Source organism: Brucella pseudogrignonensis, from assembly GCF_032190615.1.
GTDB classification, from domain to species: Bacteria; Pseudomonadota; Alphaproteobacteria; order Rhizobiales; family Rhizobiaceae; genus Brucella; species Brucella pseudogrignonensis_B.
In genome coordinates this window covers 496,254-513,240 of record NZ_JAVLAT010000002.1, presented here as the reverse complement: position 1 = coordinate 513,240, position 16,987 = coordinate 496,254, and the positions used below count along the sequence as shown (strand labels likewise).

Sequence of the window (16,987 nt, the reverse complement as noted above, 5' to 3'; positions counted from 1 at the left end):
CCAAAAAAATCGACGGGTTTGTCAGCAGTCTGAGGCCCGGCTTAGAGCCAGGCTTTTTATTGAGACGACGTTTTAATTATCGAGGCAATACGGACGATCCCATCAGATCAGCATCAATGGCATGAGCTGCCTGACGGCCTTCACGAATTGCCCAGACAACCAGCGACTGACCGCGACGCACGTCACCTGCAGCATAGAGTTTGTCGACACTGGTGCGGTAATCACGCTGGTTGGCCTTCACAGACGTTCCACCACGACGATCTGTTGCGATTTCCAGCTTATCGTTCATTTCCCTCAGTACCGAGTTTTCGGCGGGACCAAAGAAACCAATCGCGATGAAGGCCAGATCCGCCTTGATGTAGAACTCGGAGCCAGCAATCGGCTTGCGCTTTTCATCAACCTGGCAGCACTTCACATGCGTGAGCTTGCCGTCTTCGCCGATAAACTCAAGCGTTGCCACCTGAAACTCGCGATTAGCACCTTCAGCCTGACTGGAAGACGTACGCATCTTGGTTGCCCAATAAGGCCAGACGCTCAGCTTGTCTTCTCTTTCAGGCGGCTGAGGGCGAATATCGAGCTGCGTGACATTGACCGCGCCCTGACGGAAAGCCGTGCCTACGCAGTCAGAAGCCGTATCACCACCGCCGACAACGACGATATGCTTGCCACCGGCAAGGATTGGAGCTTCGTGCCAGGCGACCGATTCAATGCTTTCGCGGCCAACACGACGGTTCTGCTGAACGAGATAAGGCATGGCATCATGCACGCCATCAAGGTCTGCACCCGGAATACCGGCTGGACGCGGCTTTTCGGAACCGCCCGAATAAAGCACGGCATCATAGGTATCGAGCAGACCGCGCAGTGGCTTGTCAACGCCGATATTGACGCCGCAAAGGAAGCGGACACCCTCACCTTCCATCTGCGTGACGCGGCGGTCAATCAGGTGCTTTTCCATCTTGAAGTCAGGAATACCATAACGCAGCAGACCACCCGGACGGCTTTCGCGTTCATAGACATCGACCATGTGACCAGCGCGTGCAAGCTGCTGTGCCGCAGCAAGACCTGCCGGACCAGAACCGATAATCGCGACCGACTTGCCAGTTTTCTGCGCTGCTGGCTGCGGAACAATATAACCTAACTCATAGGCCTTATCGCCGAGTGCCTGTTCAACGGTCTTGATCGCAACTGGCGCATCTTCAAGGTTCAGCGTGCAGGCTTCCTCGCAAGGCGCCGGACAAACACGACCCGTGAATTCCGGGAAGTTGTTGGTCAAATGCAGGTTGCGGATCGCCTGATCCCAGTTGTTGTTATAGACGAGATCGTTCCAATCCGGGATCTGATTGTTCACCGGACAACCAGTGTCACCGTGACAGAACGGAATGCCGCAGTCCATGCAGCGTGCCGCCTGCTTCTGTACTTCACCATCCGTCATCGGCAGCGTGAATTCGCGGAAGTGACGAATGCGATCCGATGCTGGCTGGTACTTTGCTACCTGCCGGTCGATCTCAAGAAAACCAGTAACCTTACCCATTATTCCATGCTCCTATCACCGTGCCGTGCGCCATTTCAGGCGCACAGGCACCGCGTTATGATATTCATTTACTCAGCTGCGACACCGATCTGCATGCGTTCCATCTCTTCAAGCGCGCGACGATATTCGACCGGCATGACCTTCACGAATTTCGGGCGATAGCTCTCCCAATTGTCGAGAATGTCCTTGGCACGCGTAGAGCCGGTGTAATGCAGATGGTTGGCAATCAGCTGCACCAGACGTTCTTCGTCGTGGCGCGTCATGTTTGCCGATACATCCACACGGCCCTTGTGCATCAGGTCGCCGCCGTGATGGTGCAGCTTTTCGAGGATATCATCCTCTTCCGGCACCGGTTCCAGCTCGACCATCGCCATGTTGCAGCGCTGTGCAAAGTCACCTTCTTCATCCAGTACATAGGCGACACCGCCCGACATACCGGCTGCAAAGTTACGGCCAGTCTGACCGATAACGACAACCACACCACCCGTCATATATTCGCAGCCGTGATCACCCACGCCTTCGACAACCGTGACCGCACCAGAGTTACGCACTGCGAAACGCTCGCCTGCCACACCGCGGAAATAGCACTCGCCTTCAAGCGCACCGTAAAGCACGGTATTGCCTGCGATGATCGAGTTTTCAGCCACAATACGCGTGTCTTCTGGCGGGCGTATGACAATGCGACCGCCCGAAAGACCCTTGCCAATATAGTCGTTGCCATCGCCAATGAGTTCAAACGAGACACCGCGTGCAAGGAAGGCACCGAAGGACTGGCCAGCCGTACCGCGCAGGGTAACAGCAATGGTGTCATCCGGCAGACCCTTGTGACGGAAACGCTTGGCCACTTCACCCGAAAGCATCGCACCTGCCGAACGATCGACATTCTTGATGTCGACATCGATCTTGACCGGCGTCTTGTTTTCAAGCGCAGGCATGGCCTGAGCAATCAGTGTGCGATCCAGAACATCTTCAATCGGATGATGTTGACGTTCGGTCCAGAAGATTTCGTGCTTCTCGGCTTCCGGCTTGTAGAAGATACGGCTGAAGTCGAGACCCTTGGCCTTCCAATGATCGATCATGGTCTGCTTTTCGAGCAGTTCGGTTTCGCCGATAATCTGCTCAAGCTTGGTGAAGCCCATGGCTGCCAGCAATGCGCGCACTTCTTCTGCCAGATAGAAGAAGAAGTTGATGACATGCTCAGGCGTGCCCTTGAAGCGCTTGCGCAGAACAGGGTCCTGCGTGGCAACGCCCACAGGACAGGTATTGAGATGACACTTGCGCATCATGATGCAGCCAGCGGCAATCAGCGGAGCGGTCGAGAAACCAAACTCGTCCGCACCGAGCAACGCACCGATCACCACGTCGCGACCCGTCCGAAGACCGCCATCGACCTGCAGCGCAATGCGCGAACGAAGACCGTTCAACACCAGTGTCTGATGGGTTTCGGCAAGGCCGATTTCCCATGGCGAACCAGCGTGCTTGAGTGATGTGAGCGGCGACGCACCCGTGCCGCCATCATAGCCGGACACTGTGATGTGGTCAGCGCGTGCCTTGGCAACACCGGCCGCAACCGTACCAACACCTACTTCCGAAACCAGCTTAACGGAAATATCAGCAGCCGGATTGACGTTCTTCAGATCATAGATCAGCTGTGCCAGATCTTCGATCGAGTAGATGTCATGGTGCGGCGGAGGCGAAATGAGGCCAACGCCTGGCGTTGAGTGACGTGTCTTGGCGATGGTCGCATCGACCTTATGACCCGGCAGCTGACCGCCTTCACCCGGCTTTGCACCCTGCGCAACCTTGATCTGGATGAGATCGGAATTGACCAGATATTCCGTCGTCACACCGAAGCGGCCCGATGCCACCTGCTTGATTGCAGAGCGTTCTGGGTTTGGCGTACCATCCGGCAGCGGATAGAAACGATCCGGCTCTTCACCGCCCTCACCCGTGTTTGACTTGCCGCCAATGGCGTTCATCGCACGCGCAAGCGTGGTGTGCGCTTCACGCGAGATCGAGCCAAACGACATGGCGCCCGTCGAGAAGCGCTTCACGATATCGACCGCCGATTCAACCTCTTCAATGGCAACCGGCTCGCGACCACTGGCTTCCGCAAAGCGGATATCGAAAAGGCCACGAATGGTCTTTGCCTGCGCCGCCTTGGAATCGAGCATGGTTGTATATTCGGTGAAAGTCTCAGGGTTTGAAGTGCGGACCGCATGCTGCAGTTTCGCTACAGCATCCGGCGACCAGAGATGTGCTTCGCCACGCATACGGTAGGCATATTCACCACCAACTTCGAGCGCTGTCAGCAGAACCGGGTCGTTGCCGAACGCATCGGTATGACGACGCACGGTTTCTTCCGCGATTTCGTCAAGACCAACGCCTTCGATGCTCGTTGCCGTGCCGAAGAAAAACTGGTCGACGAAGCTCGTCTGCAGGCCGACCGCATCGAAAATCTGCGCGCCACAATAGGACTGGTAGGTCGAGATGCCCATCTTGGACATGACCTTGAGAATGCCCTTGCCGATCGACTTGATATAGCGCTTGACCACTTCATGCTCGTCGACTTCCGGCGGGAATTCGCGACGGCGATGCATGTCGAGCAGCGTGTCGAAAGCGAGATACGGGTTGATTGCTTCCGCACCATAACCAGCAAGACAAGCGAAATGATGCACCTCACGCGGCTCACCCGATTCAACAACCAGACCGACCGATGTACGCAGACCCTTCCGGATCAGGTGATGGTGGACGGCAGCCGTTGCCAGCAGAGCCGGGATCGGAATGCGATCCGGGCCAACCTGACGATCCGACAGAATGACAATGTTATAACCGCCATGAACCGCTGCTTCCGCACGGTCGCAAAGACGTTCAATAGCGCCATGCATACCGGCAGCACCCTCACCGACATTATAAGTGATGTCGAGCGTCTTGGTATCGAAGCGATCTTCCGTGTGACCGATGGAGCGGATCTTTTCGAGATCGCCATTGGTCAGGATCGGCTGGCGCACTTCCAAGCGCTTGCGGCGCGAGGTGCCAACCAGATCGAAAATATTTGGGCGCGGTCCGATGAACGAGACAAGGCTCATCACCAGCTCTTCACGGATCGGATCAATGGGCGGATTGGTGACCTGCGCGAAGTTCTGCTTGAAATAGGTGTAGAGCAGCTTCGACTTGTCGGACATGGCCGAAATCGGCGTATCCGTCCCCATCGAGCCGATGGCTTCCTGACCCGTTGTGGCCATTGGCGACATCAGAAGTTTGGTGTCTTCCTGACTGTAACCGAATGACTGCTGACGGTCGAGGAGGCTTACATCCTTGCGTAGCGCGCGAGGCTCAACCGGGTTCAGGTCTTCCAGAATAAGCTGCGTGTTGGAAAGCCACTGCTTGTAGGGATGCTTCTGTGCGATCTGTGACTTGATTTCCTCATCCGAAACGATGCGGCCTTCTTCCATATCGATGAGCAGCATACGGCCCGGCTGAAGACGCCACTTCTTGACGACCTTCTTCTCTTCGACAGGCAAAACTCCTGCTTCCGAAGCCAGAATGACAAAATCGTCGTCGGTAACGATATAACGGGCCGGACGCAGACCGTTACGGTCCAGCGTCGCACCAATCTGGCGACCATCGGTAAAGGCAACGGCAGCAGGACCATCCCATGGCTCCATGAGAGCGGCATGATATTCGTAGAACGCGCGGCGTTCGTCCGACATCAGCTTGTTGCCCGACCATGCTTCCGGGATCAGCATCATCATCGCATGGGCGAGGCTGTAGCCGCCCTGATGCAGAAATTCGAGCGCGTTATCAAAGCAAGCCGTATCCGACTGACCTTCGTAGGAAATCGGCCAGAGTTTGGAGATGTCGTTGCCGAACAGCTCCGAATCCACCGACGCCTGACGGGCCGCCATCCAGTTGACGTTGCCTCGCAACGTGTTGATTTCGCCATTATGCGCAACCATACGATAAGGATGCGCCAGCCGCCATGATGGGAAAGTGTTGGTTGAAAAGCGCTGGTGAACGAGCGCCACAGCACTTTCAAAACGCGGATCTTTCAGATCGTTGTAATAGGCACCAACCTGATAGGCCAGGAACATGCCCTTATAAACAACGGTACGCGCCGACATGGAGACGATATAGAAGCCCTTATCGTCGCCGTCGTTTTCCTGATAGATGCGGTTGGAAATAACCTTGCGCAGCACGAACAGACGGCGTTCAAATTCATCATCGGTTTCGATGGTCGCGTTGCGACCGATGAAAACCTGAACGTGAGATGGCTCGGTTGCAGCAATATCCGGGGCTTTTGAAAGCGAGGAATTGTCAACCGGCACCTGACGGAAACCGATAAAGATCTGGCCTTCTGAGCCGATGACTTCCTTAATGATCTCTTCGATATGCCCACGCAATTCCGCATCGCGCGGCATGAACAAATAGCCTACGGCATAATGGCCCGGCTGCGGCAGGTCGATGCCCTGACGCGCCATTTCTTCGCGGAAAAAGCGATCTGGAATCTGGACCAGTATGCCCGCACCATCGCCCATCAGAGAGTCGGCGCCAACCGCACCACGATGGGTGAGGTTTTCCAGCATCTTGAGGCCGTTTTCGACAACCTGATGCGACTTCTGGCCCTTCATATGCGCGATGAAGCCGACGCCGCAGGCGTCGCGTTCATTGCGCGGATCATAGAGGCCTTGGGCGGGGGGCGTACCCGCCGAAGTTCGCGTTTTTCGGGTTGTGTTGGTGGAATTGGTCGCAGCTTTGACCGATCCGTTCTGACCGTTGTGTAAATCCACATGCGATACAGATGGCGTCAAATGCGGCATCGTCATTCCCTCCAATAAGCGCGCAACCCTGCGCGATACGATAATGTACCGGAACGGCTATTCGTTCCGTAACTGATTTAAGTGTATGGATAGCCTTATCGAAAAGGCGTTAGACGACGTTCCATGGCCGATGGCATAACCATCGAATGGAATATTGTTTTCTCGCCTTAGTCTTTCAGGCTCTACAAGTGACCTCGGCCCGCATTGCGGCGCACCAAACTCCCCTGTCTTATTCAGTGCCGTATTCTGCCGGGTTGTCCCGATCTGCACGACACCTTCTTTCTGCGACCGTCGGATAATCTGATGAAAAATCCTGATAATCACAGTGATAATTGGACAGCAATGGTGAATTAGTCAGCATTGCTGTCCTAATAACGTATGACAGAATTCAAATTCGCTCACAAGATGGAAACGTGATTTTTTTAAGCCTATTGCGAAATAAAATATCGTATAACTTACATTAAATAATGTTTAGTTGCGCTACACACCAAATGCGTCAGTTTGGCACGGCTTTAAACTTAGACATCCCGCTAAAAAAAGAGACAGATACGGCCTGATTTTTAGCGCTTACAGACCTTACACCCGTTACCGAGTCCGGCTATAGACCTTTCAGAAAACTCATCAAGACGGTGGAGAACAACGTGCATTTTGCTTCAGACAATTGGGCAGGCGCCCACCCGAAAATTGCTGAGAGTCTTTCCCTTCATGCAAACGGATTTGCTGCGGCCTATGGTGCCAGCGAAATCGACAAACGCGTCGAACAGCGTTTCAACGAATTGTTCGAGCGTGAAGTCGCGGTCTTCTTTGTCGGCACAGGCACAGCCGCCAACTCCTTGGCGCTCGCCAGTGTCAATCGTCCCGGCGGTGTTTCACTTGTGCATCGTGAGGCCCATGTTATTGAAGATGAATGCGGCGCGCCGGAATATTTCACCGGCGGTGCGCGTCTGCATCCGATTGATGGCGCGATGGGTCGTATCGATCCTGAGCTTCTGAAACGCGAGCTCAAACGCTTTAATCCAGCTTTCGTGCATGCCGGTCAGCCAATGGCGGTCAGTATCACGCAGGCGACCGAAGTTGGCACGCTTTATCAGCCGGAACACATCTCGACGATTTCGGAAATCTGCCGCGGTGCAGGCCTGCCGCTGCATATGGATGGTGCCCGTTTTGCAAATGCGCTGGTGTCGCTCGATATGACGCCTGCAGAAATGACATGGAAGCAGGGCGTCGACATTGTTTCCTTTGGCGGTACGAAGAATGGTTGTTGGTGTGCGGAAGCGCTCGTCTTCATGGACCCTGCCCGCGCACGCGATTTACCGTTTATCCGCAAACGCGCCGCACAGCTTTTCTCAAAAACACGCTTCATTGCAGCGCAGTTTGATGCCTATCTGGCGGACGATCTTTGGATTGAACTGGCAAAGCATTCCAATGCGCTTTCCGCACGTCTCGCCCGTCACATCGATGCATCCAGTCAGATGCGTCTGGCTTGGAAGCCGGAAGCCAATGAAGTTTTCGCAATCATGAAACAATCAGTCTATGACCGCCTGCGTGACGCTGGCGCGATATTCTATGATTGGAACCCGCCGCATTCGGAAGTCAACCGCATCAGCGAAGGCGAAATCTTCGCGCGCTTTGTGACAAGCTTTGCCAATACGGAAGAAGAAGTCGATCAGTTTGGCAAGCTTATCGCCTAACAAAAAAAACGGCGCTGAATGCGCCGCTTTCTTTATAGAATCTCAACAGAGATTAGTGGGCGGTTTTCGCCTCAATCTGCTGAGCATCGGCCGCAGAAGAATTGCTGACTTCAATCTTGCGCGGCTTCATCTGTTCAGGGATTTCGCGCTTCAGATCGATGTGGAGCAAACCATTTTTAAGGCTGGCGCCCGCAACTTCAACAAAGTCTGCGAGCTGGAAGCGGCGCTCGAAAGCACGCGAAGCAATGCCGCGATAAAGCACTTCACCGGTTTCAGAATCATCATTTTCGGCCTTCTGGCCCTTCACGGTCAACTGATTACGATGAGCTTCGATTTCGAGTTCGCTTTCAGAGAAGCCTGCAACAGCCATTGTGATGCGATAGGTGGTCTCACCGGTCCGCTCAATATTATAGGGCGGATAAGACTGTGAACCTTCTGGCGATGCAAGCGTGTCGAGCATCGAGGAGAAGAGACGATCAAACCCAACGGTGGAACGATAAAGTGGAGAAAAATCTACGTGACGCATATTTAAGCCCTCCTTAAGAGCGACAAGAATGCACAATATTGGCGGCAGAACTCCCATTCTGGCGAATTCTTTGTGCCGGCGATCCCGTTCTCGGCGACCGCAAAACTTAATTGGGAATACCGCTTTTTCATTTCAAGACTGATTTTAACGTGTCTCGTATAAAATTCTCCCAGAGCCGCGTATGAGCACAGCCAATACAGTTACACGGCTTATCACTTGCCGTAACAACTCCTGATCGCTTGGACCCCGGAAATTGGGGGGTACGCCATCCAATGAACCCAAAATGAACATCATCTTTGGCGAGCGTTCAGATGCTTGGGGCTATTGTCCCACTATGCCCGCTGAAAAGTGGGTTCATCAAAGGATCACGGTTATGAAAAAAGCTTTTCTTGCTTTTGCCGCACTTGCCACCGTCGCAACCGGAATTGCGACCACGTCCCATGCAGCCGATAACGGCCTGCGTGTTCAGGTTCAATATTACGATGATGACGGTTATCGTCCACCCATGCCGCCACGCGGCGGACCACGTCCCGACTGGGATGGGCCGGATCGTGGATATGACAGAGGCCCAGATCGCGGGCACAATCGTGGCCCAGGTCGCGGGCCCGGCTGGGGCGACGGCTATGGACGTCCGGAAATTTTAGGCCCTCGCCAGATTGCGCGTTCACTGCAACGCCGGGGCTATGATGTTGGCGATATGCGCCGTGAACGCGGAGCTTATCTCGTCAAAGCAACCCGCCCAAATGGTCGCCGCGTGATCGTCGTTGTTGACGCGTTCAGCGGCCGCATCATTGATGAACGCCGCGTTGGTCGCGGCTGGTAACTTAGTCTGATTTTGAAAGATCAGTCTGTGTAACGTCCCTTGCACAGGCTGTATTCTGAACCGGAAGTTTGCTCGCAAACTTCCGGTTACTTTTTATAATTGTTTATTCGACTATACTGGTGTGTAATTTTAATTGGGGCCGCAGTTTGAATGCCAGAATTTCTTTTTGAAACCGACGCGAACCCAATTCCCGTGGGAGCGACATCAGGGCAATTTAAAGCCAAAGATGGCATTGATCTGCGTTACGCAATTCTTAAGTCAGAAGTGAAGCCCTCACGCGGAACAGTCATTCTGCTGCAGGGCCGCAACGAATTTATCGAAAAATACTTTGAAACGATGTCAGACCTCACTGCGCGTGGTTTCACCGTCGCGACAATGGACTGGCGCGGACAGGGGGGGTCTCAACGGCTTCTTAAAGATCGTATGCGCGGCTATGTGCGAAATTTCAGCGATTATACCGACGATCTCGATCAGTTTTTGACTGAAATAGTTCTCCCGGATTGTCCGCCCCCCTTCTATGTTCTGGCGCATTCAGCGGGTGCACTCATCACCTATTCGTCAATGCATAAGCTCACATCACGCGTGACCCGCATGGTTCTGTGTGCACCACTGATGGGGTTGCGCCCATTGCAATCCGGTGATGATAAAATGCGCCGCATGGCAACGGCCCTGCGCTGGCTTGGGTTGGGCCGAAAATATGCTGCTGGCGGGCGGATACGCGGCGAGCGGCAATTTGAAAACAATCCCCTCACCAGCGATCCAGTCCGCTTTGCACGCAATATGGAAGTTGTTCGCAACAATCCGAATCTGGCGTTGGGTGGCCCGACTATTCACTGGATCGGTAATGCTTTGCGTGCCGCATCGCGGATTCATCAACCCGACTTTTACGAAGGACCGACGGTGCCGGTCCTCATTATCGCCGCCGGTGCCGATACAGTCGTCTCGACTGCTGCCACAGAACGCCTCGCAGCGCGCACGCGTAACGTCTCACTCGTCGTTATTGATGGGGCGCGTCACGAACTGCTGCAAGAGGCCGACTTTTATCGAGAACAAACCCTTGCAGCATTCGACGCTTTCATTCCCGGAACATCGAAAATAGAAACGCAGCCAGATAGCCTGGAGCCTTCAAATCCTGACAAAAACTAATCAGCTGTTGAGCAGCTCAAGCACTGCGCTGTGTAATTCCGGCGAAGCGGCGGCAACAATATCGCCGCCCTTTTCCGCCGGACCACCGTCGCGCTGCGTGACAACGCCACCCGCCTGCTCGATAATCGGTATAAGCGCGACAATATCATAAGGCTGAAGGCCAGCTTCCACGACAAGATCAGCAAAGCCGCTGGCAAGCATGGCGAAAGCATAGCAATCCACGCCGTAACGCGACAGACGCACCGCATTTTCCAGCCGGTCGAAGCCTTTGCGCAGATCGCCCTTGAAAAGCGCTGGCGTGGTGGTGAACATGGTCGCATCATCAAGCTTTGCCTGAGCGCGCACGGAAAGCCGACGTGGTTCGGCACCTTCACGGAGCAGATAAGACCCATTGGCATCGCCGTAAAAAAGCTCACCCGTGAACGGCTGGGACATCATGCCGGCCTTTGCATCGCCATCGACAGTCAATCCGACCAGCGTTCCCCAAACCGGCAGGCCAGAAATGAATGCACGGGTTCCATCCACCGGATCAATAACCCAGACATGGCTGCGGTCGATATTTTCAGGGCCATATTCTTCGCCAAGAATACCATGGTCCGGAAACTCTCGGCCAATGACGGCACGAATCGCGCGCTCGGCTGCGCGGTCTGCTTCCGTTACCGGATCAAAGCCCGTGGTATATTTATTGTCGATTTCGTTGAACTGGCGAAATCTTGGCAAGGTTTCACGCGCTGCTACGCTCGCCACTTCGGAAAAAAATGCCTTATCGATCAGCAATCCTAAACTCCCGTTTTCATAAATTGATGCATTGATATGCATTCCTTGCTAATATTGCCTATAAATTGAGCTAGCTATTCTTAAGCTCAAAAAATATGCGCAAACTCTTGACCAAAAAGTCCTTGCCGCGTAGCTTAAAGGACAGACAGGCTGTCCTGTCGGTGCCTTTCGGGGCATTTCCTCCCTAGTCTTTGGCCGCGCTTCTTCATTGCAGCGCGGCTCTTTTTATGGAGAATACTGAGCTACTCTGCCGCCAGCGGTGGCACAACCAGAAGCTCATCCGGCAAAGAGGTAAGATCACTCAAGAATTGATAGAGATCTCCGCACAAGGCATCAAAACCAACCAGTTTCTGCAAAGTTTGCTCATTCATATAAATACTGCGATTGATCTCTATCTGAAGTGCATAGCAGGCTGCAGCAGGTCGCCCATAATGCTCGGTGATGAAACCACCTGCATAGGGTTTGTTATGCGCAACCGTATAACCAAGCCCTTGTAAAAGCTCAATGGCTGCCTGCGTGAGCTGTTCACCACAAGACCGACCAAAACGATCACCAATGATAAAATCGGGCCGCCCGGCAGTCTCTCCTGAACGCGTCCCACCCGGCATTGAGTGACAATCAATCAGAACGGAATAACCGAAGCGCTCATGAGTTTCCTTCAGCAATGCATCCAGCACGCGGTGATATGGCTTATAAAGCTGTTCAATCCGGTAAACTGCTTCTTCCAACGCAATGCGTCCGGGATAGATCAACTGCCCTTCAGCCACAAGACGCGGCACAGTCCCCAGGCCTCCGGCGACACGCGCTGACTGACTGTTCACAAAAGGTGGCAGCGGTTCAGCGAACATACGCGGATCAAGTTCGTAAGGCTCGCGGTTTACATCGAGAAATGCACGCGGAAAATGCGCCTTAAGCAATGGCGCGCCAAGACGTGGGGCGGTAGCAAACAGCTCATCAACGTAGCAATCTTCGGAATTCCGGATCGTCAGCGAATCGAGCCGCGATTCCTTTAGAAAAGACGCTGGATAAACGCGCCCGCTATGAGGTGAATTGAAAACGAACGGGATTCGCTGCTGCGCCGGCGCGCAGATCTCAAAAGGAGGAATCTGAGGAAAATCGCGTTCCAGACTCATATTCTCTACCTGTCCTGCCGCCTCTTAGTAACACGTGATAAGATAATTCGGCTTTCAAAGCAGCACCTTACACGAGTCTCACATTGACCAATATACATCATTTGAGACACCACGCCCCTCCCTCTGACAGGCGCTTCAAACGGTAAAAAGCTGTAACATAAAACAGCTTGTTGCCAAACAGCGGCCATAACAATTAACATTTAAGAGAAGATTCATGTCATATTTACCAAAAGAGCGTTTTCTATGGGAAACGCTGAGTCGTCGGCCATGCAGAAAGCTGCGCACGAACGACGTGAAATTCGGACGGACCAATGAAGAGAATTCTGTTAGCTGAAGACGACAACGATATGCGTCGCTTCCTCGTGAAAGCGCTGGAAAAAGCGGGCTATCACGTCACGCACTTCGATAATGGCGCCAGCGCATATGAAAGATTACGCGAAGAACCGTTTTCGCTGTTGCTAACTGACATCGTCATGCCTGAAATGGACGGCATCGAGCTTGCACGCCGCGCAACCGAAATTGATCCTGACCTTAAGATCATGTTCATCACAGGGTTCGCAGCAGTTGCACTGAATCCCGATTCTGATGCGCCGCGCGATGCAAAAGTGCTTTCCAAACCTTTCCACCTTCGCGATTTGGTGAACGAAATCGAAAAAATGCTGATTGCCGCCTGAGGCAATCAGCACGTTTTCCAACCTTTCATAAGTTATTCAACAGAAAGAACAAAAACTTCGAAAAAGGGCATTGACGGGCGCAGCACGATATGGTGTATGCGCCACATCGAATGGGCGTATAGCTCAGCGGGAGAGCACTACATTGACATTGTAGGGGTCACAGGTTCAATCCCTGTTACGCCCACCATTCGAATTCAAAGCTAAGATTACAAATAACAAAAAGCTCTTAGCGCTTCAGAAACTCTCCCATTTTGATGCAAACCATTATTTAAGCTTACGATTAAATAATTCGGAACAAACCTCAGCTTCACGCGTTTAGGCGCTCGGAGACGTGTACCCACACACAAGCATACGCGGCTTCGGACTTGAGGCGGAGTGATTTTTTCTAAATGTTTCATAAAATAATGTCAGGACGATACTGGCGGCTGAAGTCTGCTACCGACCCTCATCATAAACGCGTCGATACGCTATGCAGCGACCTCTCGATGTTTGGATCGGAGTCTTCATACAAAAACTATTTGCAAGCGACCCTGGCAAGCCGTTTACTGCTAGAATCCATGCTCGAAGCGAGCCATATTGAGGCATTGTTGCCTCAATGGAGTGAGCGACGGATTGAACCTGACCTCACAAATGATATTAGTGACGTCAGTGAATGTTCCCCGCCAGAAACATTGAAGTTTAAACGCGCGACAGAACCGGTCGACTTACCAACAATTATCGGAACACTTTATGCGCTGGAAGCGTCGGCTATACGCGTTCCCGAACGGATGACTCTTGTATCGAAAATGGGTTTCACAAAGGACTTTGGTGCCCGACATATCAACCGTCAAATCTTAAATTTGCGTTCATGGCAGCAAACACTTAATTTAATCGAGATAACGCCTTTTGATGACGATGATGAAGAGCGCTGCACATTTGCAGCCATCGCAGCATTCGGTGCCTTTGAGTACAACTATCAAAAGGTCTTCAATGATGTTGCCCCACAGCGAAATTGACCAAACTGCCTGTGATCGCGAACCAATTCATATCCCCGGATCAATTCAGCCGCACGGTATGCTCTTAATTGTAGAGTTAGCAAGTGGTCGGATTATGGGCGGCGCAGGTGATCTAGAGTCGATTTTTGGTCAAACATGGTTGCACGGCAATATTAACGAGGTATTGAAATTCAACGCGCTCTCTTTGGCTTTAGCCGCACCGAAAAAAGATGAAATCATTCTAGGAAAGCTGGTCGTAGATAGCATAACCTTCGATTTGCTCGGCCATATTTCAGATCAATATTTGTTGGTCGAAGTAGAACCCGCCCTTCAATCACTGGTAACTGCCGAACAATCGCTCGCAAACCTCGAAAACATCGCGCAGCAATTCGAGGAAACTCCGGACTTGCGCACATTATTTGCTAAGGCCGTCGTTACTTTTCGACAGTTGACCGGATTCGATCGCGTGATGATTTATCAATTCCTTGAAGATGGGTCAGGTGTTGTCACCGCAGAAGATGGAAATGAAAAATACAAGCCGTTCATTAATCATCATTTTCCTGCGAGCGATATTCCAAAACAGGCACGCGCACTTTATTTACATAATCGTGTTCGCGTTATACCAAATTCTCATTACACGCCTGCGCCTTTGCGTTGGATTGGCCAAGAACCCGAACAGCCGCTTGATCTTAGCGATGTCGCTCTGCGCAGTGTTTCGCCAATCCATTTGCAGTATTTGCAGAATATGAATGTAGGCGCCAGTGCATCCATATCGATCATCAAAGACGGTCTATTATGGGGGTTAATCGCCTGCCACAATGCAACGCCACTCGTCATGCCATTCGCGACGCGAACAGCAGCGCGGGCACTTGCCGCGAGTCTGGCACGCCAAATGAAGGCGAAAGATGAGGCGGAAAATGCACGTGAGCGATTGCGCCTGCGCTCTCACGAAGATCGTCTTGTAGACGCCCTCCTTATCAATGCACCGATCGGGGAATGCCTTGCGCAGAACGCCGATAATTTGCGTAGAATGATGATTGCCGACGGCTTTTCGATTGTTTCTGACGGTAAGCTTATAGCTCAGTCTGGCAAGGCCCCGAATGTAAGCGACCTTACCCATATCCTCGAACTGATAGAAGACAAATTCAAAGATGGCCTTTTTTACTCCCATGAATTCGGCCGTCAGAAAAACCTGCCTGAACACATCGTTCAGATTGCCAGCGGCATATCGGTGCTCAAGCTCTATTTAGAAGAGGACCTTTTTGTCATTTGGTCGCGTGCGGAAAAGGTACAAACAGTTGAATGGGCGGGCAATCCACACAAAGACACATCCGCTTCAGCATCGTCGCCTTTGACGCCGCGCGCTTCATTCGACGCGTGGACAGAAAAAGTACGTGGCAAATCGCGTTACTGGAATTTCAACAAGATCGATGCGATGCATCGCATAAGCCGTGTGATACTTGAAGCATATCAGCGTCGTCGGATTGACAAACTAAACCGCGAACTTCAGCGCACTTTGGACCAGCAACAAAAGCTGCTGGAGCAAAAAGATTTTCTCATGAAGGAAATCAACCATCGTGTTCAAAACAGCTTGCAGCTTGTTTCAACATTTCTCGGCATGCAAATGCGAGAGACTGATGACTTACAGATTATTCAATACCTTACTGACGCACGCAGTCGTATTGCAGCAGTAGCACTTGTTCATCGTCGCCTTTATTCTGACAGTTATGTTGGCTCTGTCGATCTGGCGCGTTATTTGGATGAACTATCGAATGAACTTTTCCAATCAATGGGCGAGGAATGGCGAAGCCGACATACCAGCAAACTCGCGCATGTGCTCATCAACGCCGACCGCGCAATTAACATTGGCTTGGTCTATTCTGAACTTGTCACAAATGCAAACAAGTATGCCTATGACGGCGCACCGGGTCCGACCGCTGTTTCGCTTGATCAGCATTTCAACCAAGCTCGCTTAATTGTTGCTGATAGTGGAACGGGCAAAACAAGAACACGAGAAGGATTTGGCAGCAAATTACTCAAGGCAATCATTCTCGGACTTGGCGGAGAAATGGAAGAAATCGATAACCGTCCAGGACTGAAGATCGTTGTCACCGTTCCAATTGAACTTTAAATCCAAGATGCTCGAGTAAAAAACGTAAGCTGCTATTTGCCTAGCACTCTATCGCGGTTCAAGAAGAGCATTACGTATTCGCTTTACGACAGTGAGTATCAACAGCAGACAAAAGACTGGCTGCACCCAAAACATCCATTGTGGCAAGGCCCCATCGATGGCGATCCACGCGCCAAGTACGCCGAAAACCACAGCGCGGTCGCTCTTGCCCATTGGACCGTCGTAACGGCGGCTTGATCCGAGCGAGGCTGCCGTGACGCCGACAAACTCAGTCAGCGTGGCAATGAAGATAATCGCGAAGATCCAGAGCGCCGAAAACGGCGCGATGATCGCAAAAGGCGCATAGAGCGCTGCGTCGGAAATCACATCGCCGATCTCGTTGAGATAGGCACCCAGCACGGATTTTTGACCGTGTTCGCGCGCCAGCATACCATCAACCGCATTGAGCGCCATGCGAAGAAACAGCCAGACTGGCACAAGCGCAAACCAGATCGGATTCCCGTTCAGGCCAAGAAAGGCACCAAGAGCGATCGAGCCCAGTGCGGCTGCAATCGTGACCTGATTGGCCGTCACACCTTTTGCAGCAAGCTGTACGACAAGAGGTCTCAACAAGATCTGGAAACGGGACTTAAGTTGATAAACAGACATAAGAAACTTTCGGGAAACTTTTGGAAATGACGATTATGTAAAAATCAGCTATTTGCGACCGGCCTTAGCTCGTTTATTCAAACATTCTATTCTACTCAATAGTAATTGGGGAG

Annotated in this window: 12 protein-coding genes and 1 tRNA gene; 7 read left to right on the top strand and 6 right to left on the bottom strand. The window is 52.4% G+C overall.

Annotation, left to right across the window (positions count from 1 at the left end; genetic code table 11):
• Nucleotides 1-76 precede the first annotated feature (76 nt).
• Nucleotides 77-1,531: a glutamate synthase subunit beta gene (locus tag RI570_RS13720; protein WP_313829116.1), complete on the bottom strand. Its 1,455-nt coding sequence runs from the start codon at nucleotides 1,529-1,531 to the stop codon at nucleotides 77-79.
• Nucleotides 1,532-1,599: 68 nt separating this feature from the next.
• Nucleotides 1,600-6,351, bottom strand: coding sequence for a glutamate synthase large subunit (gene gltB / locus RI570_RS13715; RefSeq protein ID WP_313829115.1), 4,752 nt, complete (start codon nucleotides 6,349-6,351; stop codon nucleotides 1,600-1,602).
• A 641-nt stretch (nucleotides 6,352-6,992) separates the two neighbouring features.
• Here gltB and RI570_RS13710 point away from each other — a divergent pair.
• A complete protein-coding gene (locus RI570_RS13710) occupies nucleotides 6,993-8,042 on the top strand; it encodes a low specificity L-threonine aldolase (RefSeq protein WP_313829114.1) in 1,050 nt (349 codons plus the stop codon).
• A 52-nt stretch (nucleotides 8,043-8,094) separates the two neighbouring features.
• Here the strand turns inward: RI570_RS13710 and RI570_RS13705 are convergent, their stop codons facing one another.
• On the bottom strand, nucleotides 8,095-8,568 hold the full coding sequence (locus RI570_RS13705; RefSeq protein WP_313829113.1) for an Hsp20 family protein: 474 nt from the start codon (nucleotides 8,566-8,568) through the stop codon (nucleotides 8,095-8,097).
• Nucleotides 8,569-8,941: 373 nt separating this feature from the next.
• Here RI570_RS13705 and RI570_RS13700 point away from each other — a divergent pair, with 373 nt between their 5' ends.
• Together RI570_RS13700 and RI570_RS13695 are read left to right on the top strand one after the other, a co-directional pair.
• A complete protein-coding gene (locus tag RI570_RS13700; protein WP_313829112.1) occupies nucleotides 8,942-9,391 on the top strand; it encodes a PepSY domain-containing protein in 450 nt (149 codons plus the stop codon).
• A gap of 150 nt (nucleotides 9,392-9,541) precedes the next feature.
• Nucleotides 9,542-10,537, top strand: a complete 996-nt coding sequence (locus tag RI570_RS13695; protein WP_313829110.1) for an alpha/beta hydrolase — start codon at nucleotides 9,542-9,544, stop codon at nucleotides 10,535-10,537.
• Here RI570_RS13695 and hisN read toward each other — a convergent pair whose 3' ends face one another.
• Nucleotides 10,538-11,314, bottom strand: coding sequence for a histidinol-phosphatase (gene hisN / locus RI570_RS13690; protein ID WP_313829109.1), 777 nt, complete (start codon nucleotides 11,312-11,314; stop codon nucleotides 10,538-10,540). It abuts the gene before it with no gap.
• Nucleotides 11,315-11,556: 242 nt separating this feature from the next.
• Nucleotides 11,557-12,447 (bottom strand): N-formylglutamate amidohydrolase, encoded by an 891-nt coding sequence (locus tag RI570_RS13685; RefSeq protein ID WP_313829108.1) that lies wholly within the window; start codon nucleotides 12,445-12,447, stop codon nucleotides 11,557-11,559.
• 311 nt (nucleotides 12,448-12,758) lie between these two features.
• Here RI570_RS13685 and cpdR point away from each other — a divergent pair, with 311 nt between their 5' ends.
• The 4 genes from cpdR (at nucleotide 12,759) to RI570_RS13665 (ending at nucleotide 16,226) form a co-directional block, all read left to right on the top strand.
• Nucleotides 12,759-13,121 carry a cell cycle two-component system response regulator CpdR gene (gene cpdR, locus RI570_RS13680; protein WP_007877205.1) on the top strand — a complete coding sequence of 121 codons (363 nt, stop codon included), beginning with the start codon at nucleotides 12,759-12,761 and terminating at the stop codon, nucleotides 13,119-13,121.
• Nucleotides 13,122-13,233: 112 nt separating this feature from the next.
• Nucleotides 13,234-13,308: transfer RNA gene (locus RI570_RS13675), tRNA-Val, on the top strand.
• A 202-nt stretch (nucleotides 13,309-13,510) separates the two neighbouring features.
• The gene (locus RI570_RS13670) at nucleotides 13,511-14,116 is read left to right on the top strand and encodes a biliverdin-producing heme oxygenase (protein ID WP_313829107.1); all 606 of its coding nucleotides are present in this window, start codon (nucleotides 13,511-13,513) and stop codon (nucleotides 14,114-14,116) included.
• Nucleotides 14,064-16,226, top strand: a complete 2,163-nt coding sequence (locus tag RI570_RS13665) for a histidine kinase dimerization/phosphoacceptor domain -containing protein (protein ID WP_313829106.1) — start codon at nucleotides 14,064-14,066, stop codon at nucleotides 16,224-16,226. The genes RI570_RS13670 and RI570_RS13665 overlap by 53 nt, the downstream gene beginning before the upstream one ends.
• Nucleotides 16,227-16,274: 48 nt before the next feature.
• Here RI570_RS13665 and RI570_RS13660 read toward each other — a convergent pair whose 3' ends face one another.
• Nucleotides 16,275-16,874 (bottom strand): CDP-alcohol phosphatidyltransferase family protein, encoded by a 600-nt coding sequence (locus RI570_RS13660; protein WP_313829104.1) that lies wholly within the window; start codon nucleotides 16,872-16,874, stop codon nucleotides 16,275-16,277.
• Nucleotides 16,875-16,987 lie beyond the last annotated feature (113 nt).